A 21,466-nucleotide genomic window follows, 5' to 3' on the forward strand; every position below is an offset into this window, starting at 1 on the left:
GTGAAACAGGGCAAAGCGGATCAGATCTTAAACACCGCAAAACTGCGAGCGAGTTGCTGACCGTTTTCCATCAACTGCTCACTGGCGGCCGCCACTTGGTTGGCTTGCGCAGAGGCTTGCGTGCTGTGCTCTGCAATCTGAGTCAAGTTACGGGTGATTTCGTTGGTGGCCTCAGATTGCTGCGCGCTGGCTTCGGCGATGTGTTGATTGTAAGACAAGATGGTTTGGATCTCGGTTTCAATCTCCTTGAGCATCTGCTGCGCTTGTTCGGCTTGCTGCTGAGTGACTCGTGATTGCTGTTGAGTCTGAGTCATGGATTGACTGACGCTTTGCGCTTTCTTTTGCAAGCCACTAATGATCTGCTCAATTTCATTGGTGCTGGATTGAGTACGAGTGGCCAAGGTGCGTACTTCATCCGCTACCACCGCAAAACCGCGGCCTTGTTCGCCAGCGCGCGCCGCTTCAATTGCGGCGTTGAGGGCGAGAAGGTTGGTTTGTTCGGCCACGCCGCGGATCACTTCTAATACCGCGCTGACCGATTGCGTTTCACTGGCCAGCACTTGAGTTTCTTGTTCGGTACGAGTCAGTTGATCACGCAGGGTTTGCATGTGCGAAGAGGTTTGATTGATCGCTTGTCGGCCTTGGCTTGCAGCACTGTCAGCACTGCGGGCTGCTTGTTCGGCTTGGCTAGCGGCTTGGGCGACCTCTTGGTTTGAGGCATGCAACTCATTCATCGCCGAGGCCACGGTATCCACCGCTTGATGCTGTTCGTAGGCTTTGCTGGAAGCACTCTGTGCCACTTGGGTGAGTTCATCAGCGGAACCGGTGACACTCTCAGTGACTGGCGTAATATCTTGTACGATATAGCGAATCTTAGCAGTGAACTGGTTAAAAGAGTGGGCGATCATCGCCAATTCATCTTTGCCCTGTACAGTCAATTGACGGGTGAGATCTCCTTCACCTTGCGCGATATCTTGCAACGCTTGCAGCGTGTCACGGCAAGGCTGCACTATGCTGCGTCCAATCACCATTGCCAGTCCGAGCATCAAAATCACCGCTCCGCCAAACAGCAGTAAGATGGATTTCATGCGGTTCAAAATGATGGAATTGACATCATCCACATAAATGCCTGTCCCAATAATCCAGCCCCAAGGTTGAAATAGTTTCACATAAGAGATTTTATCAACGGGTCTATCTGCCCCCGGCTTTGGCCATTGATATTCCACCAGCCCCTGTTGATTTCTGCGGGTGACATTGACCATCTCCACAAACAGAGCCTTACCGTTGGGATCTTTGAACTCGCTGAGATTTTTACCATCGAGTTCAGGTTTCAGTGGGTGCATCACCATGCTTGGGGTGGCATCGTTAATCCAGAAGTAATCGTTGTCACCATAACGCAGAGCGGCAATCGCCTGCTTCGCAGCCTGTTGCGCTTGTTCTGTGGTTAAGGTGCCGAGTTTTTCCTGCTGTGCATAATATGCCAGCAAAGTGTAGGCACTTTCCGTCATGTGCTGAGTTTTGGTCTGTTTGGCGATCATCAGGTCTTGTTGGTAATCCTGAATGGTCACGGCAAACGGAACCGAGAGCAGTAATAAAATGACAGCAGTAAGAAAAAAGAGTCGATTACGAATCGAGATGCGGCGCAAGCTAACAGAAGTCATAAGCATCACTCCTTGAGATATGACAGGCATGCGGTGATTAAATTTTCATCGCATGCAAGACTGTAACAAAATGTTCATAGCGTGGTAAATGCGACCAATGAGGCAATCTGGTGAAGTTGTGCACAGTGTCAGATTTCTTTTCTGATCAGCGAGTTGAAATAAGCTTGCCTGCGATGAATAAAAATTTGAGTTAGCCAAACGCAGCGAAGCAGCCAGTGGCGATCACGCCCGCGATGAGTAGCCATCCAGCCCGCTTTGGGGAACCGTGGAGTTTGGTCCACATCAGTAAGCTAGTGAGTGCGAGCAGCAACATGGCTAGGGCTGCAAGATCAGAAAATAACTGCCAGCCGACACCTGTCCCCATACCTCGGTGCAGGCGGTTGAGTACCGCTGCCCAATTGGCCTGCTGTTGTTGAGTCTGAATCAGCAAGGTTCCGGGTACGTATTGGGCGCTGTAAGTCTCTGTTACCGTGGTGGATCGCGCTTCCCAACGAGCAGGAATTAACAAAGGTTGCTCTGGGGTGGGTAAAGATTGCGCGGTGGTTTCACGTACCGTCCAATCTTTTTGACCAAATTGGGCAAAGAGGTGAGCTTGGAAAGCGTCTACCGAACTCAGTGGTTCAGTTAAGAGCAACTGCGCTTCACTCTTGCTGGTGTGCGGGCCGGGCAATGGCCAGACTGCGCGGTGCGATAGCCATAAGCCAGTGATTCCATACAACAGCATCAGCAGCAATGTGAAAAAGCCACACCATGCGTGCAGGCGGCGTACCCATTTGTTGTTGTGTAGTGGTAAGCGATGTCGTTTCATCATCAAGCTGGCCGTTAGGCCAGCTCTCCTGTGTATGCCCTTTCGACTTGAAAATCGAGAGAATGTCGGTGTTTAGAACTGGTAAGACGCGGTGAGGTAAAACTCGCGTGGCGCACCTGGTTGAATTTGTGAACTGCTGGTGGCACTCAGGTAGTAAGCTTTGTCGAGTAAGTTCTCGATGCTCAATTGAGCACGCCATGCCTGCCATTGGTAGCCAGCACGAGCATCAAAACGAGCGTATCCGGGGAGTTTGGTGGTGTTAGCGCGATCGGCATAACGATCACCTACCGCCACAAAACCGGTTTCACCGAACCAGCCATCGCTTGCCGATTGGTAAGCCACAAACAGCTCGCCGTTGAGGCGTGATACGTTAGTAGGGCGTTTACCTTGTTCATTGGTATCGGCTTCGACATATTTCGCATCTTGCAGACCCATGCCGCCACGCAGAGAAAATTCATCGGTCAGAAGTGCACGGCTGCTCAGTTCAATACCATCGGTGCGTTGTAAACCAGTGAGTACATAACGGCTTGGATCGAGCGGATCACGCGTGCGGCGGTTATACATTTCTAAGCGATAAACGGACAAGGTGGTTGAGATGCGGCCATCAAACCAATCGCTTTTTACCCCAGTCTCATACAGGCGCGAGTGTTCAGGATCGAGCTGGTTGTTTTTGTCTCCCGGCGTAATCCCAATTAAACCGCCGCCCACTGGGGTAAAGGTTTGTGAGTAGGAAGCGTACAGCGCATGTTCTTGCACTGGGCTCCATACCACGCCCAAACGTGGGCTCAAGCTGTTTGAAGAGAGTGTCTCTTCTTTATTGGTGTCGTTGCGATGGGTGGTGATGGTGAAATCATCGTGACGCAGACCCGCGACCACAATCCAATCTCCCCATTGCAGCTGATCTTGGACATAAATACCGTAGCTACGAACCTTATGGTTGGCATCACTAAATAGCGACATTGGGCCATTGTAAGTCGGCAGTGAATCCGGTTGGTACAGGTTGCCACTCGGGATACTGTTGGCGTTGCGATACAGTTTCGGCGAGCGCTCCTGCCAGCCTTGCTCTAAGCCGATCAAAATTCGGTGGGCAATCGGACCTGTGTTGAAGGTGCCTTCTGTTTCGGTATTGCTGATCAGGTTATTGGCTTGCAGATCTTGCTGCCAACGGCTGCGACTCACTTGATCACCACTGACGTTCGTCACGTAAGTGTTATCAAACTGGCTATCGAGCTTGGTGTAGCTCAGTTGTTGGCGCAGTTGCCATTCTGGGTGGAACGCCCAAGTGATGCGTGAGCGCGTGGTGGCCACATCATCATCAATAAAGTCACGGCTGGTATCGCTGTAAACGCTGCTCGCCGGAACATCGGCAGGGTTGCCGTTCACCGCAGGAATACCACGATCTGGCACGCGGTGATGGGAATGCTGTTCATACTGGATAAGCCAGCTTAAGTCATCATTGATGTCCCAGTTGAGAGAAGGGGCAAGCAAAGTGCGTTTGCCTTCAACACCTTGACGGAAACTGCCGTAATCTTCTTGAGCGATATTCAGGCGAACTTGCACTTGCTGATTGACTTCACCATTGAGATCCGCGGCAAGGCGTTGGTAATCATGGCTGCCAATTCGTGCGGAAACACTCGCGGCATCACCTGTGTGCGGTACTTTGCTGACGCGGTTGATGATACCGCCTGTGCTGCCACGGCCATACAGAACCGCGGCTGGGCCTTTGAGCACCTCGACACGTTCTATGTTGCCGAGATCGCGCGTGTATTGCATGTCATCACGAAAACCATCGAGGTAAAAATCGTTATTGGCAGAAAAGCCACGAATGGTGACACCATCAAAACGGGTATCGCCGCTGGCGTTAACGCCTGGTACCCCAACCAAGGCTTCACTCAGGTTGGGCGCGCCAAAAGCGGTCAATTCATCTGTTGAAAGTGACTCAATAGTTTGTGGTACCAGTTTCGCCGGTGTTGCGGTGCGGGTGGCGGTGGCCACTTCTGGCAGTTGGCTTTGTTGGCTGGTGATAACTAAGGTTTCTTGTTCGGCGTGAGCCGATGCGGTGGCAGCAAGAACCGCGAGACAGACTAAGGTCTTTGGGCGAGCAAAGTAACACATAAAAGATGAACTCTATTTATTATTGGGCAATGGATAGGGTAAAATACATTCACTCTAAAAATGAATTGCAAATGATAGTAATTTTCATTATTGATTCAAGTGTTATTTCAGCACTTGATATTGAGTGGGTGAATTTTGACCATGCCGAGGAATGAGCAGAAAAATGAAAGGTCTAGCCTAAGAACTCATATGTGGTTTTGTATAAATACTGCGCAAAAAAAAGACCAAGCATGGCTTGGTCTTCGTAATTCTATTGCAGTCTCTGATTTAGACGTTGCGTACGAGCTCCGCTAGCGCATCCCATTCGCCTTTGTCCATCAGGTCAGTTGGAACCATCCAAGTGCCGCCACAAGCCACGACGGATTTCAGCGCCAGATACTCTTGAGCATTGTTTGGATTGATGCCACCCGTTGGCATGAAGCTGACTGGGTAAACCGCACTGAGCGCTTTAAGCATCGCAATGCCGCCTGAAGGCTCAGCAGGGAAGAACTTCAGAGTACGTAGACCCATTTCCATTGCCTGTTCAACCAAACTTGGGTTGTTAACCCCCGGGATGATCGCGATTTGACGCTGCTGGCAGTATTTCACTGTGGTTGGGTTCAGACCCGGGCTCACGATGAAATCGGCACCTGCTGCAATCGCTTCGTCCACTTGTGCGCTAGTCAGCACAGTGCCTGCACCGATCAGCAGCTCAGGGTAAGCTTCACGCATGATGCGGATTGATTCTGCCGCCGCTTCCGTACGGAAAGTCACTTCTGCACAAGGCAAACCGTTTTCAACCAACACTTTGGCCAGTGGCAGTGCGTGAGCGACATCGTTAATCGCAATAACAGGGACGATTTTGATCGCTCTTAATCGTTGTTCAATGGTCATGAGTCCATACCTCTACAGAATAAAGCTGAGTGTTGCCACAATCAGGAAGGCGATACCGCCCAAAAGGGTTTCCATCACAGTCCAAGTTTTCAGAGTGGTTTTTTCATCCATCTCCATCAAACGTGAAACCAGCCAGAAACCAGAATCGTTAAAGTGTGAAAGCACAGTAGCACCGCCGGCAATCGAAATCACGATAAAGCACAGGTCAAGTTCTGACAGGCCAGTGGTCGCCGCTACAGTAGGTGCAATTAGGGCTGCTGTGGTGGTCAGCGCTACGGTTGCTGAGCCTTGTGCCACACGCAAACAGGTGGAAATCACAAACGCAGCAATCACAATTGGCATACCGGTGTCAGACAACACATTCGCCAGTGTGCTACCAATGCCGCTCGCGCGCAGTACGCCACCGAACATGCCGCCAGCACCAGTCACCAAAATCACCGCACAGATTGGTGCAAGAGAATCACCACACAGTTTTTCCAGTCGTGCCATGCCGTAATCTTTGGCAAACGCCGCCAAACAAACCAGCAAAGTGATCAGTAGAGCAATCGGTGTTTTGCCCAGCATACGCAGGAATTCCACCACAGGTGTTTTACCATCGATGATGCCCGCTACCGCTAGGGTGTTCAAACCGGTATCCATGAAAATCAGCAGCACAGGCAATACCAGAATGGTCATTACCGTGGCGAATTTTGGCAGTTTGGCTTCATCAATGATCGCATCGGTATTGAAGAAGGCTTTAGACAGTGGGATGTCGAATTTTTTACCGGCATACAGGCCAAATAGGTAAGCACCCAAGTACCAAGTAGGAATAGCCACGAGCAAACCAACAATTAGCAGCAAGCCGATGTTTGCACCAAGTAGTTCTGCCGCCGCAACTGGTCCCGGATGTGGCGGTACAAACGCGTGCATGACTGCAAACGCACCTGCTGAAGGCAGTGCGTATTTCAGTGGTGAGCCACCAAAGCGTTTCGCGACGCTGAAGATGATCGGCATCATCACGATCAGACCCGCATCAAAGAAGATGGGGAAGCCAAACAGCAGAGATGCCACGCCCAGCGCAAACGGCGCGCGCTGTTCACCAAAGCGGCCGATCAGTGTGTCTGCCAGCACTTTCGCCCCGCCAGTCACTTCCAAGATTTTACCAATCATGGCACCAAGGCCGACCAGCAGAGCCACTGAGGCCAGCGTGCCGCCAAAGCCGCTCATCATGGTCGAAACCACTTTGTCAGACGCCACGCCAGTGGCAATCGCTGTGCCTAAACTGACGAGTGTCAGTGAAGCAAAAGCGTGGATTTTAAAACGAATAATCAGCAGCAGTAGCGCAATAATGGCAACCGCCGCCACAGATAATAGATACGTAGGATCAGAGGTTTGTAGTAAGGGGTCCATGAGTTCACCGTCCAGATTTATAGTTTGTGTTATAGCTCACATTTAGTGAAGTTACCGGTAACATGTTACCCATAACATTAATAAGATAAACCCATATTTCGAAGTGAATTTTAAAAATGCGATCACGCGCAAGTTTGGTATTAAGGAGTCGTTATGGCCGGTAGTAGCATCATTGTGATGGGGGTTTGTGCTTGCGGTAAAAGCACCATTGGTGAGTTATTGGCAAAGCAGAGCGGGCGTAAATTCATTGATGGGGATGATCTCCATCCGCGTGCCAATATTCAGAAAATGGCCTCCGGCCTGCCGCTCAATGATGAAGATCGTAAGCCTTGGTTAGAGCGAATTCGCGATGCCGCTTACAGCCTTGAGAGTAAAAATGAACACGGCGTGATTGTCTGCTCGGCACTCAAAAAGCAGTACCGCGACCAGATCCGCGAAGGCAACCAAAATGTGACTTTCTTGTTCTTGGACGGTTCGAAAGAGCTGATCATGGCACGCATGCGTGCTCGCCAAGGTCATTTCATGAAAGAGAACATGGTCAATAGTCAGTTTGAAACCTTAGAGCGCCCGGATGGTGAGCCGCAAACCCTGATCATCCCCATTGATGGTGAAGTTGCTGAAGTTGTGCAGTGCGCCCTTCTTGCCTTAGAAGAGCAGCAGGGGGCGTTATGATTCATCCGGTTTTAGCCAAGGTTACTCAGAATCTGGTTGAGCGCAGCCGAGAAGCACGTGCCGCCTTCATTGCGCGCAGCCAAGCGCAAGAAAAAGCGGGCAAAGGGCGCAACTCACTTTCTTGTGGCAACTTGGCGCATGCGGTTGCGGCCTCTTGCAGTACAGAGAAAAAAGCGATTCTCGATTTCACGCGCAGCAATGTGGCGATTGTGACTTCCTACAATGACATGCTCAGTGCGCATCAGCCTTATCAGCACTATCCCGATCGCATCAAAAGTGTCTTGGCCGAGTACGGCCACACTGCGCAAGTGGCGGGTGGTGTACCTGCGATGTGCGATGGCGTGACTCAAGGTCAGCCGGGCATGGATATGTCGCTGTTTTCGCGTGATTTGATTGCGCAGGCAACCGCACTCTCCCTCAGTCACAATGTGTTTGATGCCACTTTACTGCTTGGTATTTGTGACAAAATCGCGCCGGGCCAATTGATGGGCGCACTTTCTTATGCGCATCTGCCAACCGCTTTTATGCCTGCTGGTTTAATGGCAACTGGCATCAGCAATGAAGAGAAGGTGGATATTCGCCAGAAGTATGCGGCGGGTGAAGTGGGTAAAGACGCACTACTGAATATGGAGTGTCAGGCTTACCACGCGCCGGGTACTTGTACTTTCTACGGCACTGCCAACACCAACCAATTGGTGTTTGAAGCCATGGGGCTGATGCTGCCGGGCTCGGCGTTCGTGCATCCACATTCGGCGCTACGCCAAGCCCTCAATGATGCTGCGACCGTAAAAATTGCCAGCATGACGCAAGGCTCTGCGCAGTATCGCCCACTCTATCAAGTGGTCACCGAGCAAAGCCTACTCAATGGTATTGTGGCTCTGCTGGCTTCTGGCGGCAGTACCAATCACACCATCCATATGTTGGCAGTCGCACGTGCGGCGGGGATTTTGCTGACGTGGCAGGACATCAGTGATCTGTCGGATGTCGTTCCACTACTGGCTAAGGTTTACCCGAATGGCCCAGCGGATATGAATGCCTTCCAACAAGCGGGTGGCGTTCCGGCGTTGATGAAGCGTTTGCATGAAGCCCAATTACTGCATGCGGATGTAACGCCTGTATTTGGTGAGTTTAGTGATCAACTATCACTGCCTGAGTTGGTGGAGGGCGAGCTGCGTTGGTCACCATGCGAAGGCACACGTGATGCCCAAGTGATTGCCGCCAGTGGCGAGTGCTTCCAAACCACTGGAGGTACCAAAGTGCTCAGCGGTAACTTGGGGCGCGCGGTGATTAAAGTCTCGGCGGTGAAAGATGACCAGCGCATCATTGAAGCGCCCGCTGTGGTATTTCAGTGTCAGCATGAAGTGGAAGCGGCGTACCAGCGTGGCGAGCTGAATAAAGATTGCATCGTGGTGGTGACTCATAATGGCCCAGCGGCAAATGGTATGCCTGAATTGCATAAATTAATGCCGATTTTGGGCAACGTGCAAAAGGCCGGATTTAAAGTCGCGTTAGTGACGGATGGTCGTTTGTCCGGTGCATCAGGCAAAATTCCTTCCGCGATTCATGTATCACCGGAAGCGGTGCGCGGTGGTGCGATTGGCTTAGTGCGTGATGGTGACCTAGTGCGCCTAGATTGCAGCACGGGAACACTCGAAAATCGGACCGACATGAGCCATCGCCAAGCTTTGGCATTAGATACCGAGCTCGATCAACAAATGTGGGGACGCGAGCTATTTAAAGTGATGCGCCAAGCGGTTTCTTCGGCTGAACAGGGCGCGAGTTTTATTGTTTAAGTGCCGGCGTTGTCAGCTCTGGGTATAAATGACTCGTGTTTTTGATAAGCAAACCCGCAGAAGAGTATCTTCTGCGGGTTTTATTTTATCCCACTGACTCAGCAAGATATGGCTAGCCTAAATGGCTAGCCTAAATGGCTAAGGCTGAGTGCTGGGTATTGCAGGTGCTTCATCTTCATGCCACAGCAAATCGGCGCGATTGGCATAACGTTCTTCAAAGGAAAGCTCGGGGCTTAAATCGTATTTGAGGGTGCCCTTTAACCGATCAAATGCACGTTTTGCAACCTCTGGTGTGGCCATGGAGTGTGGATTAATCAACAGCTCTGCCGTTCTCAGCTCTTCATTTTCAATCACATCTCGGTAGCCAGAGTTGAGTGCGTTAAAGGGACCGACAGCAAACATAATATCTTCAGGTGGGATATTGAGAGTGGCGATCTCATGTAAGGATTGACCACGTATCGCGCTTTGCACTGCAGTCCCACCATTATTCAATTCAATGGCATAAACGTATCCTCTTTGATACTCCAGACCAAAGTTAACGGCGACGGATGGTTCAGTACTGGTCGATACGACACCGATTATGCCATTAGTATGTGACGTGGCTTGTACATATTGCACCGGTATAGCTCTACGATTAAAACCTGAGTGGAAGATTTCATCCGGCAAGCGAGTATCGCCTCTAAACACCATAGAACCTCTGAGTTCAGGCTGATAGGTGCGCAAAAACGGTACGTTGAGGATCTCTTGTTGCGCTTGCTGATTGATTCGGTGCAGTGCTTTGACATCAGTCAGATAAGCCATCGGGTCGACTTTTTGCTCGAGCTCCCAGAAGTCACGTGCTGCTTCTAAATCACGTCCCCCTGTCATATCGGCATAGCCTGAGCCACCCAAGCCAGGACGTTCAGGCAGGTCTTCCGGTAATAGGATATCGGGTAATTCACTGCGGTGACTGTTGTTCTCCGAAGTGAGGTCATCTCCGCCCCCCAATTGCCCCGAATTCTCTAACCATCGCGGTTCCCCCGTTTCCAGATTGATGGCGCGTCGGATCGGGGGAGTATTCAGTACACGGCCGCTCGCGGCATCCACTTCTAGGTAATAACCCCAACCATTGGGTTTGAGTAGCGCACCACGGCCACTTTGCGTCAGTTTCACGCCAATCAGCTCTTCCCCTGTTTGAGGGTGGGTGACGATGCGTGGCATAGCGATAAAATTGGGCATGTCTTCTTTTGGGAAACCGCGATTGATCACAACGGTATTTTCTAACGCATTACTGGCGACCGTCACCGATTCATCGAGTGAACGGCCATATTGGGCAAGGGCAGGAAACAAGGTGGTTGCACCGAGAATAGCACCATTAATCGCGCTCATTTTGGTACCTTCTAACCGTTCAGCCAGCGTATCTCCATGGATCGCCTTATCTAAACTTAAGCCAAATTGGGTACTACTGAAGCCAATACTGAGTGGTATGCCAACTTCTGGAGCGACTAAATCGACCAAAGGAAACAGTGTTAACAAGCTATAGGTTAGAGAGAGGAAATAATCACGTTGTGCTTCACTGTTGGACTTGATTTGGGTATCGCCATCGCTCTCCAGGCGGGATTTCACCTGTTCAGTGATGCGAGTAAAGACGTTACCGTACACAGGGCGATGCTTCATCATCATATAGCTTTCATCCCACGCGCCATTGGCAAAGCCTTTTATAGCGCTATCAACACCTGAATAGGTTGTCCCATCTTGTCTTAGCGCTAAGCTAAAGTGTTTTGCTAAAGCGGTTCTATTCGCCGAGTTTCTAAGACTGGTGAACAGATGCTTTTTCAACTGTCGCTCATTGGTATAGGGGAAAAAGGGTTGCGGAGCCCCCGGAATATAGAGTAATCCCGCACTGTTACCTGCTTGCTCGATCAACAGAATATCGGTCGAATCGTAGCCATAAATATCAAAGCGGTAGACATGAATATCCGCTGCTCGTTGATTTTTGAGCAGCGACAGTGCCAATTGGTACTGTGCTTGATCCAGCAAACCAAGGCGATATTGTTGGTGGGCAGAAAAGGCATAGCCATCACGAATTAATTGGGTGTAACGCTTTGCGTATTTTCCCCAAAAATTTTTCAGTTCTTGGCTGTAGGTTTTTTGAATGTCCAGATCGTAGTACGCGATATTCCACAGCTCGGAAGAAAGCAGACGAACTTCATTACGTTCATCATAATGTTGGCTCGTGGCTCCTTGGGTATAAATTCCCGTATCTGAATTGATGGTATTGGAAGGGGTGCCACGATACACGTTGAACACATTCAACAAAACGGCTTGAGTCAACGTATATGATTCAATCGGTGTTTCGTAATGTGACCAACCATTATAAGTGCGATGGCTACTGACTGAACCATTAAAGCGGTTATAGAACACCTTGTCGGGGTCTATAGTCCGATAACCGTGCTTAATTAAAGCCGCTTTGAGTTCACGGGATGCAACTCTGTGTGGGTCGGGCATTGCTTGGATCAGTTCTGCATAATCTTTGGCAAAATGCAGCTGCCAAGCTTTATCAAACTTTAATTGCTCAACCGGCGCGCTGACTTCATTCGTCAATAGGCTATTGGCTAAGAGGGCACTATTGGGAAGCACTAAGGCCATCACCAGTAGCAGGGGATTTATGATCTGTTTTTGCATTCATTCACCTCTAAAGGATTAAGAGTAAGAAAGGATGCTAAGCAAGCTCTAAATAAGAAAATTCAAATTAATCAAAAGCTTATATTTATATTCACCTAGCAAATGAATCCTAGCACAGTCATTTGGGCTGTAAGGTGTTTTTGTTGGAGGTTGGCACTAGTATCACGTAGTGAAATTACCCAAAACCATAGTGAATTATTGAGTTTATGAAATCGCGAGAAGGTTTTTTCTCGCGACGAAAGAGATGTGTTAGTGGAAAATATGGCTTAGATACTGTCACCTTGTGTGAAGCGATAACCCATATCGACCACCGATTCTTCAGTGCGTTCACCTTTGAGTGCGGCAATCAGTAACTCGGCACTTTTTTCACCAATCGCATAACGTGGCGTATCCACACTGGTCAGCTTCGGGGTAATAGTGCGGCCGATGTCCAAGGCGTTATAGCCCACCACGGAAAGCTGTCCGGGAACTCGAATGCCGCGTTGTTGCGCCACCAACAAAGTACCAATCGCAATGTCATCGTTGGTGCAGAACACGCCATCCAGATCGGGGTAACGAGTGAAGGCTTCATCAAGCAACTGAGCGGCGAGAGAGAAGCTGGAGTGTGAACCGGTTAATACATGTTTAATTGGCAACCCTGCTTCTTGCATCGCACGATCGTAACCTTGCATACGCAGTTTGGTACGGGTATCGAGCCGTGCGCCGAAATAGGCAATCGAACGTTTGCCCGCTGCGATGATTTTCTTCACCGCCTGATACGAGGCTTCAACGTGATCCATGCCCACGGCCATATCAATCGGGTTAACAGGCAGCTCCATGGTTTCTACTACCGGCACGCCAGAGTTGGCAATCATCTGCAAGGTGCGTTTGGTGTGATGGCTTTCGGTGAGGATGAGTCCATCGACCTGATAAGCGAGCAGGGAAGCGACCTTGCGTTCTTCTTCCTCTTCATCGTAACCAAAGTGAGCAAGCAGGGTTTCATAGCCATTAGCTTTGGTGACCGCTTCAATCCCTTGCACAAAAGAGGCAAAAATTTGGTTCGACAAGGAAGGAAGCAAAATACCAATCGCTTTACTGGACGATTTAGAAAGCATCGCGGGGGCGCGATTTTCAATATATCCCAAAGCCTCGACGGCGAGCGCTATCTTCTCCCGCGTGGCCGCAGCCACGGAATCCGGGCTTCTCAGATAACGCGACACAGTCATTTTTGTTACGCCAACTTGATCCGCCACATCTTGCAATGTCGCGCGCTGTTTTTTTGTCATAGGTTATTGAGTCTTTTATAAAATGTTATGAGTAACATTATGAAGAAGTGACGGAATGGGTACAACCACTGTGTGTGGTGAATAAAAGGTAATAAAAAAGCCCTGACAAGGTCAGGGCTTAAAAAACGTCGGTGAAGATTAGTTCATGCCGTACTTTTTCAGTTTCTTACGAAGAGTGCCGCGGTTGATACCCATCATAGTTGCTGCGCGAGTTTGGTTACCGCGAGTGTATTGCATGATGGTGTCCAGAAGTGGTTGTTCAACTTCAGCTAGAACTAATTCATACAGTTCAGTCACTTCTTGGCCGTTCAGTTGAGCCAAGTAATTTTTAAGAGACGCTTTAACAGAGTCACGCAGTGGCTTTTGCGTGATTTGGTCTTGTGAAGTTACGGTAGTAACGGTTAAAGCTTCTGAAGTCAGATTTTGTTCGAACATATTCGGTCTAGCTCTTCTCTTAATTATGATGCAACGTTATCAAAATACCCTTCGAGCTCATCAAGTTGCTGGTCAGCAGTCTCAATGGAGTTGAAGGTACGGCGAAACGCACTCGCTTGTTCATGCTCTTGCAGGTACCAACTCACGTGTTTGCGTGCAATCCGTGGGCCTAAGTACTCTCCATAAAACTGATGGAGTGCTTTTACATGACCAAGCATGATGTCTTTCACTTCCAAAATCGGAAGTTCTGGCATTGTGGTGCCGTGTTCCAAAAAATGTTGGATTTCCTGAAAAATCCATGGTCGTCCTTGGGCTGGACGGCCAATCATTAAAGCGTCTGCACCGGTGTACTCCAGTACGTAGCGGGCTTTTTCCGGGCTATCGATATCACCGTTAGCAATAACCGGAATGCTCACAGCCGCTTTCACCGCTTTAATGCTGTCGTATTCCGCCTCACCTTTGTACATGCAGGCACGGGTGCGTCCGTGGAGAGCCAATGCCTGAATGCCGCAGTCTTCGGCTAATTGAGCAATCGAGACACAGTTTTTATTGTCTGTATCCCAGCCAGTACGGGTTTTGAGTGTCACAGGGACATTCACTGCATTGACGACCGTCTTCAGGATGTTTTCAATCACATCCGGATGGCGGAGCAGTGCAGAGCCGGCTAGCTTCTTATTTACTTTTTTGGCTGGGCAGCCCATGTTGATATCGATGATTTGCGCACCGTTTTCAACGCTGAACTGCGCGGCTTCGGCCATCTGCTGTGGATCGCTTCCCGCAATTTGTACTGAGCGAATGCCCGATTCGCCTTCATGTACCATACGGTTTTGCGATTTGGCCGTTTTCCACAACGCAGGATTGCATGACATCATTTCACTGACCGCCATTCCTGCCCCGTAGCGTAAACATAACTCTCGAAAGGGTCTGTCGGTGACACCCGCCATCGGGGCAACGATCAGATTGTTCTTAAGTTGATGATTTCCGATTTTCAAAACGTCTTCACAGCTTCGTACCAGCAAGGGCGCGCATTTTACGCATTTTTTTGATGCCTGAAAAGACTAATATTTGAGCATTGGCAAATTGTTTTGCCAAATAGTCGATTTATCAGTCAATTAAGTCTCAAAGTCTTGTCTAGCCTAGCTTGCGGCCAGAAATGCGGCACCATTCGCTCTTCTCTGCGATTGGGTCAAGCTCCAGATCGTCACGGTAGAATTCCGCTACGCTTTCGGCTTGCGTATCCAGAATGCCAGACATAGCCAATTGACCACCGGATTTCAGGAGTCCTTTGATGATGGGCGAAAGCTCACGCAGTGGGCCGGCCAGAATGTTCGCGACTACCACATCAGCCAGCAAACCTTCTGGTTGATCTTTCGGCAGGTAAACTTCGATTTGATCTTCCACGCCGTTACGCGCTGCGTTGTCTTTGGACGCCAGTAGTGCTTGTGGGTCGATATCAATCCCGATCACTTTCGCGGCGCCAAGCTTGATGGCGGCAATCGCCAGAATGCCCGAACCACAACCAAAATCGATCACGGTTTTGCCAGTCAGGTCGAGGTTATCCAGCCACTCTAGGCACAGTGCGGTCGTGGGGTGAGTGCCGGTACCAAAAGCCAAGCCTGGGTCGAGCATCACGTTCACCGCTTGTGGGTCTGGCACTTCACGCCAGCTTGGGCAAATCCAGAGGCGGCGACCAAATTGCATTGGGTGGAAGTTATCCATCCATTCGCGTTCCCAGTCCTTGTCTTCCACTTGCTCCACTTTGTGAGCAAAACTTTCAGCTAGCATGTTGCTTGCTTTGATCTGCTGAAGGATCAGCGAGGTATCCATATCCGCTTCGTACAGTGCGACGACATCGGTATCCCCCCAAAGGCGGGTTTCACCCGGCAGAGGTTCAAATACAGGCGTATCTTTGGCATCGAGGAAAGTGACAGACACAGCGCCTGTTTCTTCCATCAGCATATCGCCAATCGCTTCTGCATTGTCGTTGGTCGCATTGAGTTTAATTTGAATCCAAGGCATGGCTTAAGATCTCATCGGGTTTAGATTGGCGCAGAGTGTAGCAGATTTACGGCTGATGTTCAGGCCAGAAAGTGGTCAGATATAAAACAAAAAGCCCACCGAAGTGGGCTTCATCCCCTGCCTACTTGAAGTTGCAGCGGTGTTGGCTACGTTCGTTCACCCCAATCACATAGTCTGCCTATGCTCATTGGGATTCACTCACTTGCCGCCTACCTGCAATTCCAAGTAGCTTGGGGAGTGTTGATTGGACTATGCGCGATGAGAATAAAAACGGCGGCTTACTTGATACCGAGTTTTTTCTCCAGATAGTGGATGTTGGTGCCACCTTTCTGGAAGTTTTCATCTTTCATGATCGATTGTTGCAGTGGGATGTTGGTTTTGATCCCTTCAACAATCATCTCATTGAGTGCGTTACGCATACGAGCAATCGCTACATCACGGTTTTCACCGTAAGTGATGAGTTTGCCGATCATCGAATCGTAGTGTGCTGGTACGGTGTAGCCAGAGTAAATGTGTGACTCCCAACGTACACCCATACCGCCCGCTGCGTGGAAACGTTCAATCTTGCCTGGGCAAGGTAGGAAGCGTTCTGGGTCTTCCGCATTGATACGACACTCGATCGCATGGCCGCGGATTTTGATGTCTTCTTGTTTGAAAGACAGCGGTTGACCAGCGGCGATACGCAACTGTTCTTTGATCAGGTCAACGCCGGTGATCATTTCGGTCACTGGGTGCTCAACCTGAATACGGGTGTTCATTTCAATGAAGTAGAACTCACCGTTTTCGTACAGGAATTCAAACGTACCGGCACCACGGTAACCGATTTCGATACACGCACGAGTACAACGCTCACCGATGAACTTACGCAACTCTTCAGTGATGCCCGGTGCTGGCGCTTCTTCCACCACTTTTTGGTGACGACGCTGCATTGAACAGTCACGTTCACCTAGGTGAATGGCATTGCCTTGACCGTCAGCGATCACTTGCACTTCAACGTGACGTGGGTTCTCAAGGAATTTCTCCATGTACACCATGTCGTTGTTGAATGCGGCTTTCGCTTCTGCGCGCGTCATCTGGATCGATTTAGTCAATTCAGCTTCGTTACGCACCACACGCATACCACGACCGCCGCCGCCGCCAGAGGCTTTGATGATCACTGGGTAGCCGATGCGTTTCGCGTGAGCTTTGTTTTTCGCTTCGTCGTTATCCAATGGACCGTCTGAACCTGGTACACAAGGTACACCCGCTTTTTTCATCGCGTTGATCGCTGACACTTTGTCACCCATCAAACGGATGGTTTCCGCTTTTGGACCTACAAAGATGAAGCCACTGCGCTCAACTTGTTCTGCGAAATCCGCGTTTTCAGACAAAAAGCCGTAACCCGGGTGGATCGCCACCGCACCAGTGACTTCCGCCGCAGAGATAATGCGTGGAATGTTCAGGTAGCTGTCGATGCTTTTTGCAGGACCGATACAGATGGACTCATCGGCCAGCAGTACGTGTTTCAAGTCACGGTCAGCTGTTGAGTGCACGGCTACCGTCTTGATACCTAATTCTTTACAGGCGCGAAGAATACGGAGCGCAATTTCGCCCCGGTTCGCGATGACTACTTTATCTAACATAAGGTGGCCTCGGTTATTCGATAACAACAAGCGGTTGGTCGAATTCAACTGGCTGACCATCTTCAACAAGAATCGCCGTTACCACGCCTGATTTGTCCGCTTCGATTTGGTTCATCATTTTCATCGCTTCAACGATACACAGGGTATCGCCAGCAGAAACGCTTTGACCCACTTCGATAAACGCTTTGGCATCTGGACTTGGTGAACGGTAGAAAGTACCTACCATTGGAGAAAGCACTTTATGGCCAGCTGGCACTTTCGCCGCAGGTGCTTCTGCTACCGCTGCTGCTTGAGCTACAGGCGCTGGTGCTGCCATTGGAGCTGGTGCCGCTGCATAGTGCACCTGAGCCGCTGGAGCTGGCGCGCCGTAACGACTGATGCGTACTGACTCTTCACCTTCAGAAATTTCCAGTTCTGCGATGCCAGACTCTTCAACTAACTCGATAAGCTTCTTGATTTTGCGGATATCCATGTTTCTTTCTCTTTTATCTTGTGAATAAGACAGCCAGGAAGGGCTGCAGAGTGTCTTTATTACTTAGCCTGCAAAGCTCGGATAGCGGCAGACAAAGCGAATTCGTAACCTTGAGCTCCTAAACCACAAATCACCCCTTGTGCTTTATCAGACAAGTAGGAGTGATGACGGAAGGGCTCACGTGCATGAACGTTGGACAAATGCACTTCAATAAAAGGAATCGCCACCCCCAATAGAGCATCGCGTAACGCAACACTGGTATGGGTAAAGGCCGCTGGGTTGATGATGATAAAATCCACTTTACCGAAGGCTTGGTGAATCGCTTCAATCAACTCATATTCGCGGTTAGATTGCAGATGCTCTAACTCAATGCCTGCATTTTGCGCTTGATCGCGCAAAGTCGATACGATCTGTTCTAATGTTTGTGAACCGTAGTGGGCGGGTTCACGTAAACCTAATAAATTGAGGTTTGGTCCGTTTAGAACAAGAATGCGAGATTTTGCAGTCATCGTGTAGCCATCTTCCTTTATTGTGTGGTGAATAAGCAGTTTCCCACAAATTTACTTATTCGACATAAAGTTTTTGTCAAAAGTTCGCAGTTTTTATTAAATTGCCCACGATTATAGCCAATTCATAACAAATGGCAGCAATTTACTGGTCTAATCACCCAGTTTCGGGGTTGAAATGTGGAGTGAAGTTAACAGAATTGGGCGCTCCAGAGGGATTCGTCTTAGCCTAATCGGCTTGAACAGGAAAGTTCAGCACATTTTCTCAGAAGATGGGGGAGAGAAAAGAAAAACTCCGGCCATCAGGTGCACCGGAGTTTGAAATCGCAAGCAAAGGTGTATCCCTTTGCGACTTGAGGCTACAACTTCAAGTCGCAGGGTTTGTTATTTAAGTTGCGCTTTTTCGGCAATTAGGCGATCAACTACGCTTGGATCGGCCAGCGTTGAAGTGTCGCCCAAGTTGCTGGTATCGCCGGTGGCGATTTTACGCAAAATACGGCGCATAATTTTACCAGAGCGGGTTTTAGGCAGCGCATCAGTCCAGTGTAGGACGTCCGGTGTGGCGATGGCACCAATCTCTTTACGTACCCAATCTTTCACTTCTTTATGCAGTTCAGCACTTGGGTACACGCCATCATTGAGCGTGATGTAAGCGTAAATTGCTTGGCCTTTGATGTCATGTGGTACACCGACTACCGCTGCTTCAGCAATCTTACTGAATGCCACCAGTGCCGATTCAATTTCTGCCGTACCCATGCGGTGACCCGAAACGTTGAGTACGTCATCGACACGACCGGTGATCCAGTAGTAACCATCTTCATCGCGACGCGCACCATCACCGGTGAAGTACATGCCTTTGAAGGTTGAGAAGTAGGTTTGTTCAAAACGGTCGTGATCGCCATACACAGTACGCATTTGACCTGGCCATGAATCAAGTAGAACCAAGTTACCTTCGGTTGCACCTTCAACAATCTCGCCCATGTTATCGACCAGTGCTGGCTGCACGCCAAAGAATGGACGTGTCGCCGAACCCGGTTTCAGTGCGGTTGCGCCCGGTAGTGGCGTGATCAAGATGCCACCTGTTTCGGTTTGCCACCAAGTATCCACAATCGGTGATTTTTCGTTACCGATAGTGCGGTAGTACCATTCCCATGCTTCTGGGTTAATTGGTTCACCCACGGAGCCCATGATGCGCAAGCTGTCACGGCTGGTGCCTTTAATGGCTTCATCGCCTTTGGCCATCAGCGCACGGATCGCCGTTGGTGCGGTGTAAAGAATGTTGACCTTGTGTTTATCCACTACTTCACTCATACGTGCTGTAGTTGGGTAGTTTGGCACACCTTCAAACAGAATGGTTTTTGCGCCATTCGACAATGGGCCATACACCAGATAGGAGTGACCGGTGATCCAACCCACGTCAGCCGTACACCAGAACACTTCACCAGGTTGGTAATCGAACACGTACTTAAAGGTCATGGTTGCATAAACCAAATAACCGCCAGTGGTGTGCAGTACACCTTTCGGTTTACCGGTTGAACCTGAAGTGTAAAGGATAAACAGGGGATCTTCGGCTTTCATTTCTTCCGGTTGGCACTGGTCAGATACTTTTGCTGTCGCTTCGTGCCACCAAATATCACGGTGTTCATGCCAAGCCACATTGCCGCCGGTACGCCTGAGAACCATGACTTTACTGATATTTTTTACTTCTGGGTTGGTCAGCGCTTCATCGACGTTTTTCTTCAGTGGTACGGCACGGCCGCCACGGACACCTTCATCGGCAGTGATCACCAATTTGGCGTTAGAGTCGATAATACGTCCCGCCAGCGCTTCTGGTGAGAAACCACCGAATACTATGGTGTGTACCGCACCGATGCGAGTACAAGCCAACATGGCAACTGCCGCTTCCGGCACCATAGGCATGTAAATACACACCACATCGCCTTTACGTACGCCTTGTTCTTTCAGCGCATTGGCAAAACGGCACACTTCTTGGTGCAGTTGTTTGTATGTCAGCGTTTTATCTTGGGTTGGGTCGTCGCCTTCCCAAATGATCGCGACTTGATCGCCACGAGTCGCAAGATGACGGTCGATACAGTTGGCGGAGATGTTCAGTGTGCCATCTTCAAACCAACGGATGTCAATGTGGCCGGGGTCGAAAGAGGTGTTCTTTACTTTAGTAAAAGGTTTAATCCAGTCGACGATTTTGCCTTGTTCGCCCCAAAAGCCTTCCGGATCAGTGATCGATTGTTGGTACATCGCCTGATAGGTATCGTTATCGGCATGGGTATGCGCTTTGATGTTCTGTTTGACCGGATAAATATGGGCTTCACTCATTACTGGTTCTCCTTGTGAATTCGGCAAATTTCCTAAAATGGCGCGTTTGAAACACGGGAGGCGGAAATTCGTTTCGCTTATAACTCTCAGTCAGAGCAGGGATTTCTACAATTAGACTTTAGGATGAAACCTAGGTGGGATGCGCTTTCACGGCCAATGTGCAGTAAAAGAGCAGGTATAGATCACTGAAATGTGCCGTTGTTTACACTCTAGGTGCAACAAACTGTGGTAAATCGCCTTTGGTGAGGCGTACAAACACCAGCGCAGCGGCAATCGCATCTTGCAGTGCATCGTGTTTATTTTGTAAAGGCAGATCAAGATGGCGACAAATGGCGTCTAAGCTCAGGTCGAAATAGGCGTTTGGCAGATGTTTTTCCAGTTTATCGTGATAGATCTGACTGACTTCTATCAAGCGATTCGGCAGCGGAAAACCGAGATGTTTACGACAAGCAATGTCTAAAATCGTCTTATCGTAACGGATGTGATATCCGACCAAGGGTCGATTGCCGATAAAATCGATGAGCAGGATCAGTGCTTCTTTTTCGCTTAGGCCATCTTGCAGATCTTGATGGCGAATTTTATGAATGCGCACTGAACCTGAGTCGAGCGATTGCGGCGCGCAAAGACGCACCTCAAACGGCTGGCTGGTGAGGATGCGGTTATCCACGATTTTAGTCGCGGCAATGGTGACTAACTCAGCACGCTTGGGATCTAAGCTGGTCGTTTCACAATCGAGCGAAACGTACTCTTGGTGGTGAGCGGTGTTAAACAGTGCCTGATAGGGCGACTCTTTGAGTTTGGTGTGCCAATAGCGGCGCAGTAACCAGTTCATTACGTA

At 49.7% G+C, this 21,466-nt stretch carries 17 protein-coding genes; 2 read left to right on the top strand and 15 right to left on the bottom strand.

Annotated elements, in window-relative coordinates; all coding sequences use genetic code 11:
- Positions 1 to 20: 20 nt before the first annotated feature.
- From VOA_RS00140 to VOA_RS00120, 5 genes are all read right to left on the bottom strand, one after another.
- A complete protein-coding gene (locus VOA_RS00140; protein ID WP_000205018.1) occupies positions 21 to 1,661 on the bottom strand; it encodes a methyl-accepting chemotaxis protein in 1,641 nt (546 codons plus the stop codon).
- A gap of 190 nt (positions 1,662 to 1,851) precedes the next feature.
- Positions 1,852 to 2,469, bottom strand: a complete 618-nt coding sequence (locus tag VOA_RS00135; protein ID WP_000820626.1) for a PepSY-associated TM helix domain-containing protein — start codon at positions 2,467 to 2,469, stop codon at positions 1,852 to 1,854.
- Between the two features lie 72 nt (positions 2,470 to 2,541).
- Entirely contained in the window at positions 2,542 to 4,584 is a 2,043-nt protein-coding gene (locus VOA_RS00130; RefSeq protein WP_000338193.1) for a TonB-dependent receptor, read from the bottom strand.
- 267 nt (positions 4,585 to 4,851) lie between these two features.
- Positions 4,852 to 5,457, bottom strand: coding sequence for a bifunctional 4-hydroxy-2-oxoglutarate aldolase/2-dehydro-3-deoxy-phosphogluconate aldolase (locus tag VOA_RS00125; RefSeq protein ID WP_000151472.1), 606 nt, complete (start codon positions 5,455 to 5,457; stop codon positions 4,852 to 4,854).
- 12 nt (positions 5,458 to 5,469) lie between these two features.
- Positions 5,470 to 6,846: a GntP family permease gene (locus VOA_RS00120; RefSeq protein WP_000371405.1), complete on the bottom strand. Its 1,377-nt coding sequence runs from the start codon at positions 6,844 to 6,846 to the stop codon at positions 5,470 to 5,472.
- A gap of 153 nt (positions 6,847 to 6,999) precedes the next feature.
- Here VOA_RS00120 and VOA_RS00115 point away from each other — a divergent pair, with 153 nt between their 5' ends.
- Positions 7,000 to 7,518 (top strand): gluconokinase, encoded by a 519-nt coding sequence (locus VOA_RS00115; RefSeq protein WP_000919100.1) that lies wholly within the window; start codon positions 7,000 to 7,002, stop codon positions 7,516 to 7,518.
- The gene (edd, locus tag VOA_RS00110; RefSeq protein ID WP_000581776.1) at positions 7,515 to 9,311 is read left to right on the top strand and encodes a phosphogluconate dehydratase; all 1,797 of its coding nucleotides are present in this window, start codon (positions 7,515 to 7,517) and stop codon (positions 9,309 to 9,311) included. The genes VOA_RS00115 and edd overlap by 4 nt, the downstream gene beginning before the upstream one ends.
- A 138-nt stretch (positions 9,312 to 9,449) precedes the next feature.
- Here the strand turns inward: edd and VOA_RS00105 are convergent, their stop codons facing one another.
- From VOA_RS00105 to VOA_RS00060, 10 genes are all read right to left on the bottom strand, one after another.
- Complete coding sequence (locus tag VOA_RS00105; RefSeq protein WP_001171803.1) at positions 9,450 to 11,975, bottom strand: dermonecrotic toxin domain-containing protein; 2,526 nt, start codon at positions 11,973 to 11,975, stop codon at positions 9,450 to 9,452.
- A gap of 266 nt (positions 11,976 to 12,241) precedes the next feature.
- Complete coding sequence (locus VOA_RS00100) at positions 12,242 to 13,240, bottom strand: substrate-binding domain-containing protein (protein WP_000163089.1); 999 nt, start codon at positions 13,238 to 13,240, stop codon at positions 12,242 to 12,244.
- Positions 13,241 to 13,378: 138 nt separating this feature from the next.
- On the bottom strand, positions 13,379 to 13,675 hold the full coding sequence (fis, locus tag VOA_RS00095; RefSeq protein ID WP_000462885.1) for a DNA-binding transcriptional regulator Fis: 297 nt from the start codon (positions 13,673 to 13,675) through the stop codon (positions 13,379 to 13,381).
- 23 nt (positions 13,676 to 13,698) lie between these two features.
- Positions 13,699 to 14,667 (bottom strand): tRNA dihydrouridine synthase DusB, encoded by a 969-nt coding sequence (dusB, locus tag VOA_RS00090; protein WP_032468445.1) that lies wholly within the window; start codon positions 14,665 to 14,667, stop codon positions 13,699 to 13,701.
- 139 nt (positions 14,668 to 14,806) lie between these two features.
- Positions 14,807 to 15,694, bottom strand: coding sequence for a 50S ribosomal protein L11 methyltransferase (gene prmA, locus VOA_RS00085; protein WP_001145809.1), 888 nt, complete (start codon positions 15,692 to 15,694; stop codon positions 14,807 to 14,809).
- Positions 15,695 to 15,972: 278 nt separating this feature from the next.
- A complete protein-coding gene (gene accC / locus VOA_RS00080) occupies positions 15,973 to 17,316 on the bottom strand; it encodes an acetyl-CoA carboxylase biotin carboxylase subunit (RefSeq protein WP_000884886.1) in 1,344 nt (447 codons plus the stop codon).
- A 13-nt stretch (positions 17,317 to 17,329) separates the two neighbouring features.
- On the bottom strand, positions 17,330 to 17,788 hold the full coding sequence (gene accB, locus VOA_RS00075; protein ID WP_000354612.1) for an acetyl-CoA carboxylase biotin carboxyl carrier protein: 459 nt from the start codon (positions 17,786 to 17,788) through the stop codon (positions 17,330 to 17,332).
- Positions 17,789 to 17,847: 59 nt separating this feature from the next.
- On the bottom strand, positions 17,848 to 18,297 hold the full coding sequence (gene aroQ / locus VOA_RS00070) for a type II 3-dehydroquinate dehydratase (RefSeq protein WP_000125572.1): 450 nt from the start codon (positions 18,295 to 18,297) through the stop codon (positions 17,848 to 17,850).
- Positions 18,298 to 18,678: 381 nt separating this feature from the next.
- A complete protein-coding gene (acs, locus tag VOA_RS00065; RefSeq protein WP_001287256.1) occupies positions 18,679 to 20,628 on the bottom strand; it encodes an acetate--CoA ligase in 1,950 nt (649 codons plus the stop codon).
- Between the two features lie 202 nt (positions 20,629 to 20,830).
- Positions 20,831 to 21,460, bottom strand: coding sequence for a 3'-5' exonuclease (locus VOA_RS00060; RefSeq protein ID WP_001104322.1), 630 nt, complete (start codon positions 21,458 to 21,460; stop codon positions 20,831 to 20,833).
- Positions 21,461 to 21,466 lie beyond the last annotated feature (6 nt).

Source organism: Vibrio sp. RC586, from assembly GCF_000176715.1.
Classification (GTDB): domain Bacteria; phylum Pseudomonadota; class Gammaproteobacteria; order Enterobacterales; family Vibrionaceae; genus Vibrio.

What these genes read in the sequence shown, in the direction of transcription:
- VOA_RS00125 (WP_000151472.1), bottom strand. Translation starts at nt 5,457, where the DNA reads ATGACCATTGAACAACGATTAAGAGCGATCAAAATCGTCCCTGTTATT.
- fis (WP_000462885.1), bottom strand. Translation starts at nt 13,675, where the DNA reads ATGTTCGAACAAAATCTGACTTCAGAAGCTTTAACCGTTACTACCGTA.
- prmA (WP_001145809.1), bottom strand. Translation starts at nt 15,694, where the DNA reads ATGCCTTGGATTCAAATTAAACTCAATGCGACCAACGACAATGCAGAA.
- VOA_RS00115 (WP_000919100.1), top strand. Translation starts at nt 7,000, where the DNA reads ATGGCCGGTAGTAGCATCATTGTGATGGGGGTTTGTGCTTGCGGTAAA.
- edd (WP_000581776.1), top strand. Translation starts at nt 7,515, where the DNA reads ATGATTCATCCGGTTTTAGCCAAGGTTACTCAGAATCTGGTTGAGCGC.
- accB (WP_000354612.1), bottom strand. Translation starts at nt 17,788, where the DNA reads ATGGATATCCGCAAAATCAAGAAGCTTATCGAGTTAGTTGAAGAGTCT.
- aroQ (WP_000125572.1), bottom strand. Translation starts at nt 18,297, where the DNA reads ATGACTGCAAAATCTCGCATTCTTGTTCTAAACGGACCAAACCTCAAT.
- VOA_RS00120 (WP_000371405.1), bottom strand. Translation starts at nt 6,846, where the DNA reads ATGGACCCCTTACTACAAACCTCTGATCCTACGTATCTATTATCTGTG.
- VOA_RS00135 (WP_000820626.1), bottom strand. Translation starts at nt 2,469, where the DNA reads ATGAAACGACATCGCTTACCACTACACAACAACAAATGGGTACGCCGC.
- VOA_RS00105 (WP_001171803.1), bottom strand. Translation starts at nt 11,975, where the DNA reads ATGCAAAAACAGATCATAAATCCCCTGCTACTGGTGATGGCCTTAGTG.
- VOA_RS00140 (WP_000205018.1), bottom strand. Translation starts at nt 1,661, where the DNA reads ATGACTTCTGTTAGCTTGCGCCGCATCTCGATTCGTAATCGACTCTTT.
- VOA_RS00100 (WP_000163089.1), bottom strand. Translation starts at nt 13,240, where the DNA reads ATGACAAAAAAACAGCGCGCGACATTGCAAGATGTGGCGGATCAAGTT.
- accC (WP_000884886.1), bottom strand. Translation starts at nt 17,316, where the DNA reads ATGTTAGATAAAGTAGTCATCGCGAACCGGGGCGAAATTGCGCTCCGT.
- VOA_RS00060 (WP_001104322.1), bottom strand. Translation starts at nt 21,460, where the DNA reads ATGAACTGGTTACTGCGCCGCTATTGGCACACCAAACTCAAAGAGTCG.
- acs (WP_001287256.1), bottom strand. Translation starts at nt 20,628, where the DNA reads ATGAGTGAAGCCCATATTTATCCGGTCAAACAGAACATCAAAGCGCAT.
- VOA_RS00130 (WP_000338193.1), bottom strand. Translation starts at nt 4,584, where the DNA reads ATGTGTTACTTTGCTCGCCCAAAGACCTTAGTCTGTCTCGCGGTTCTT.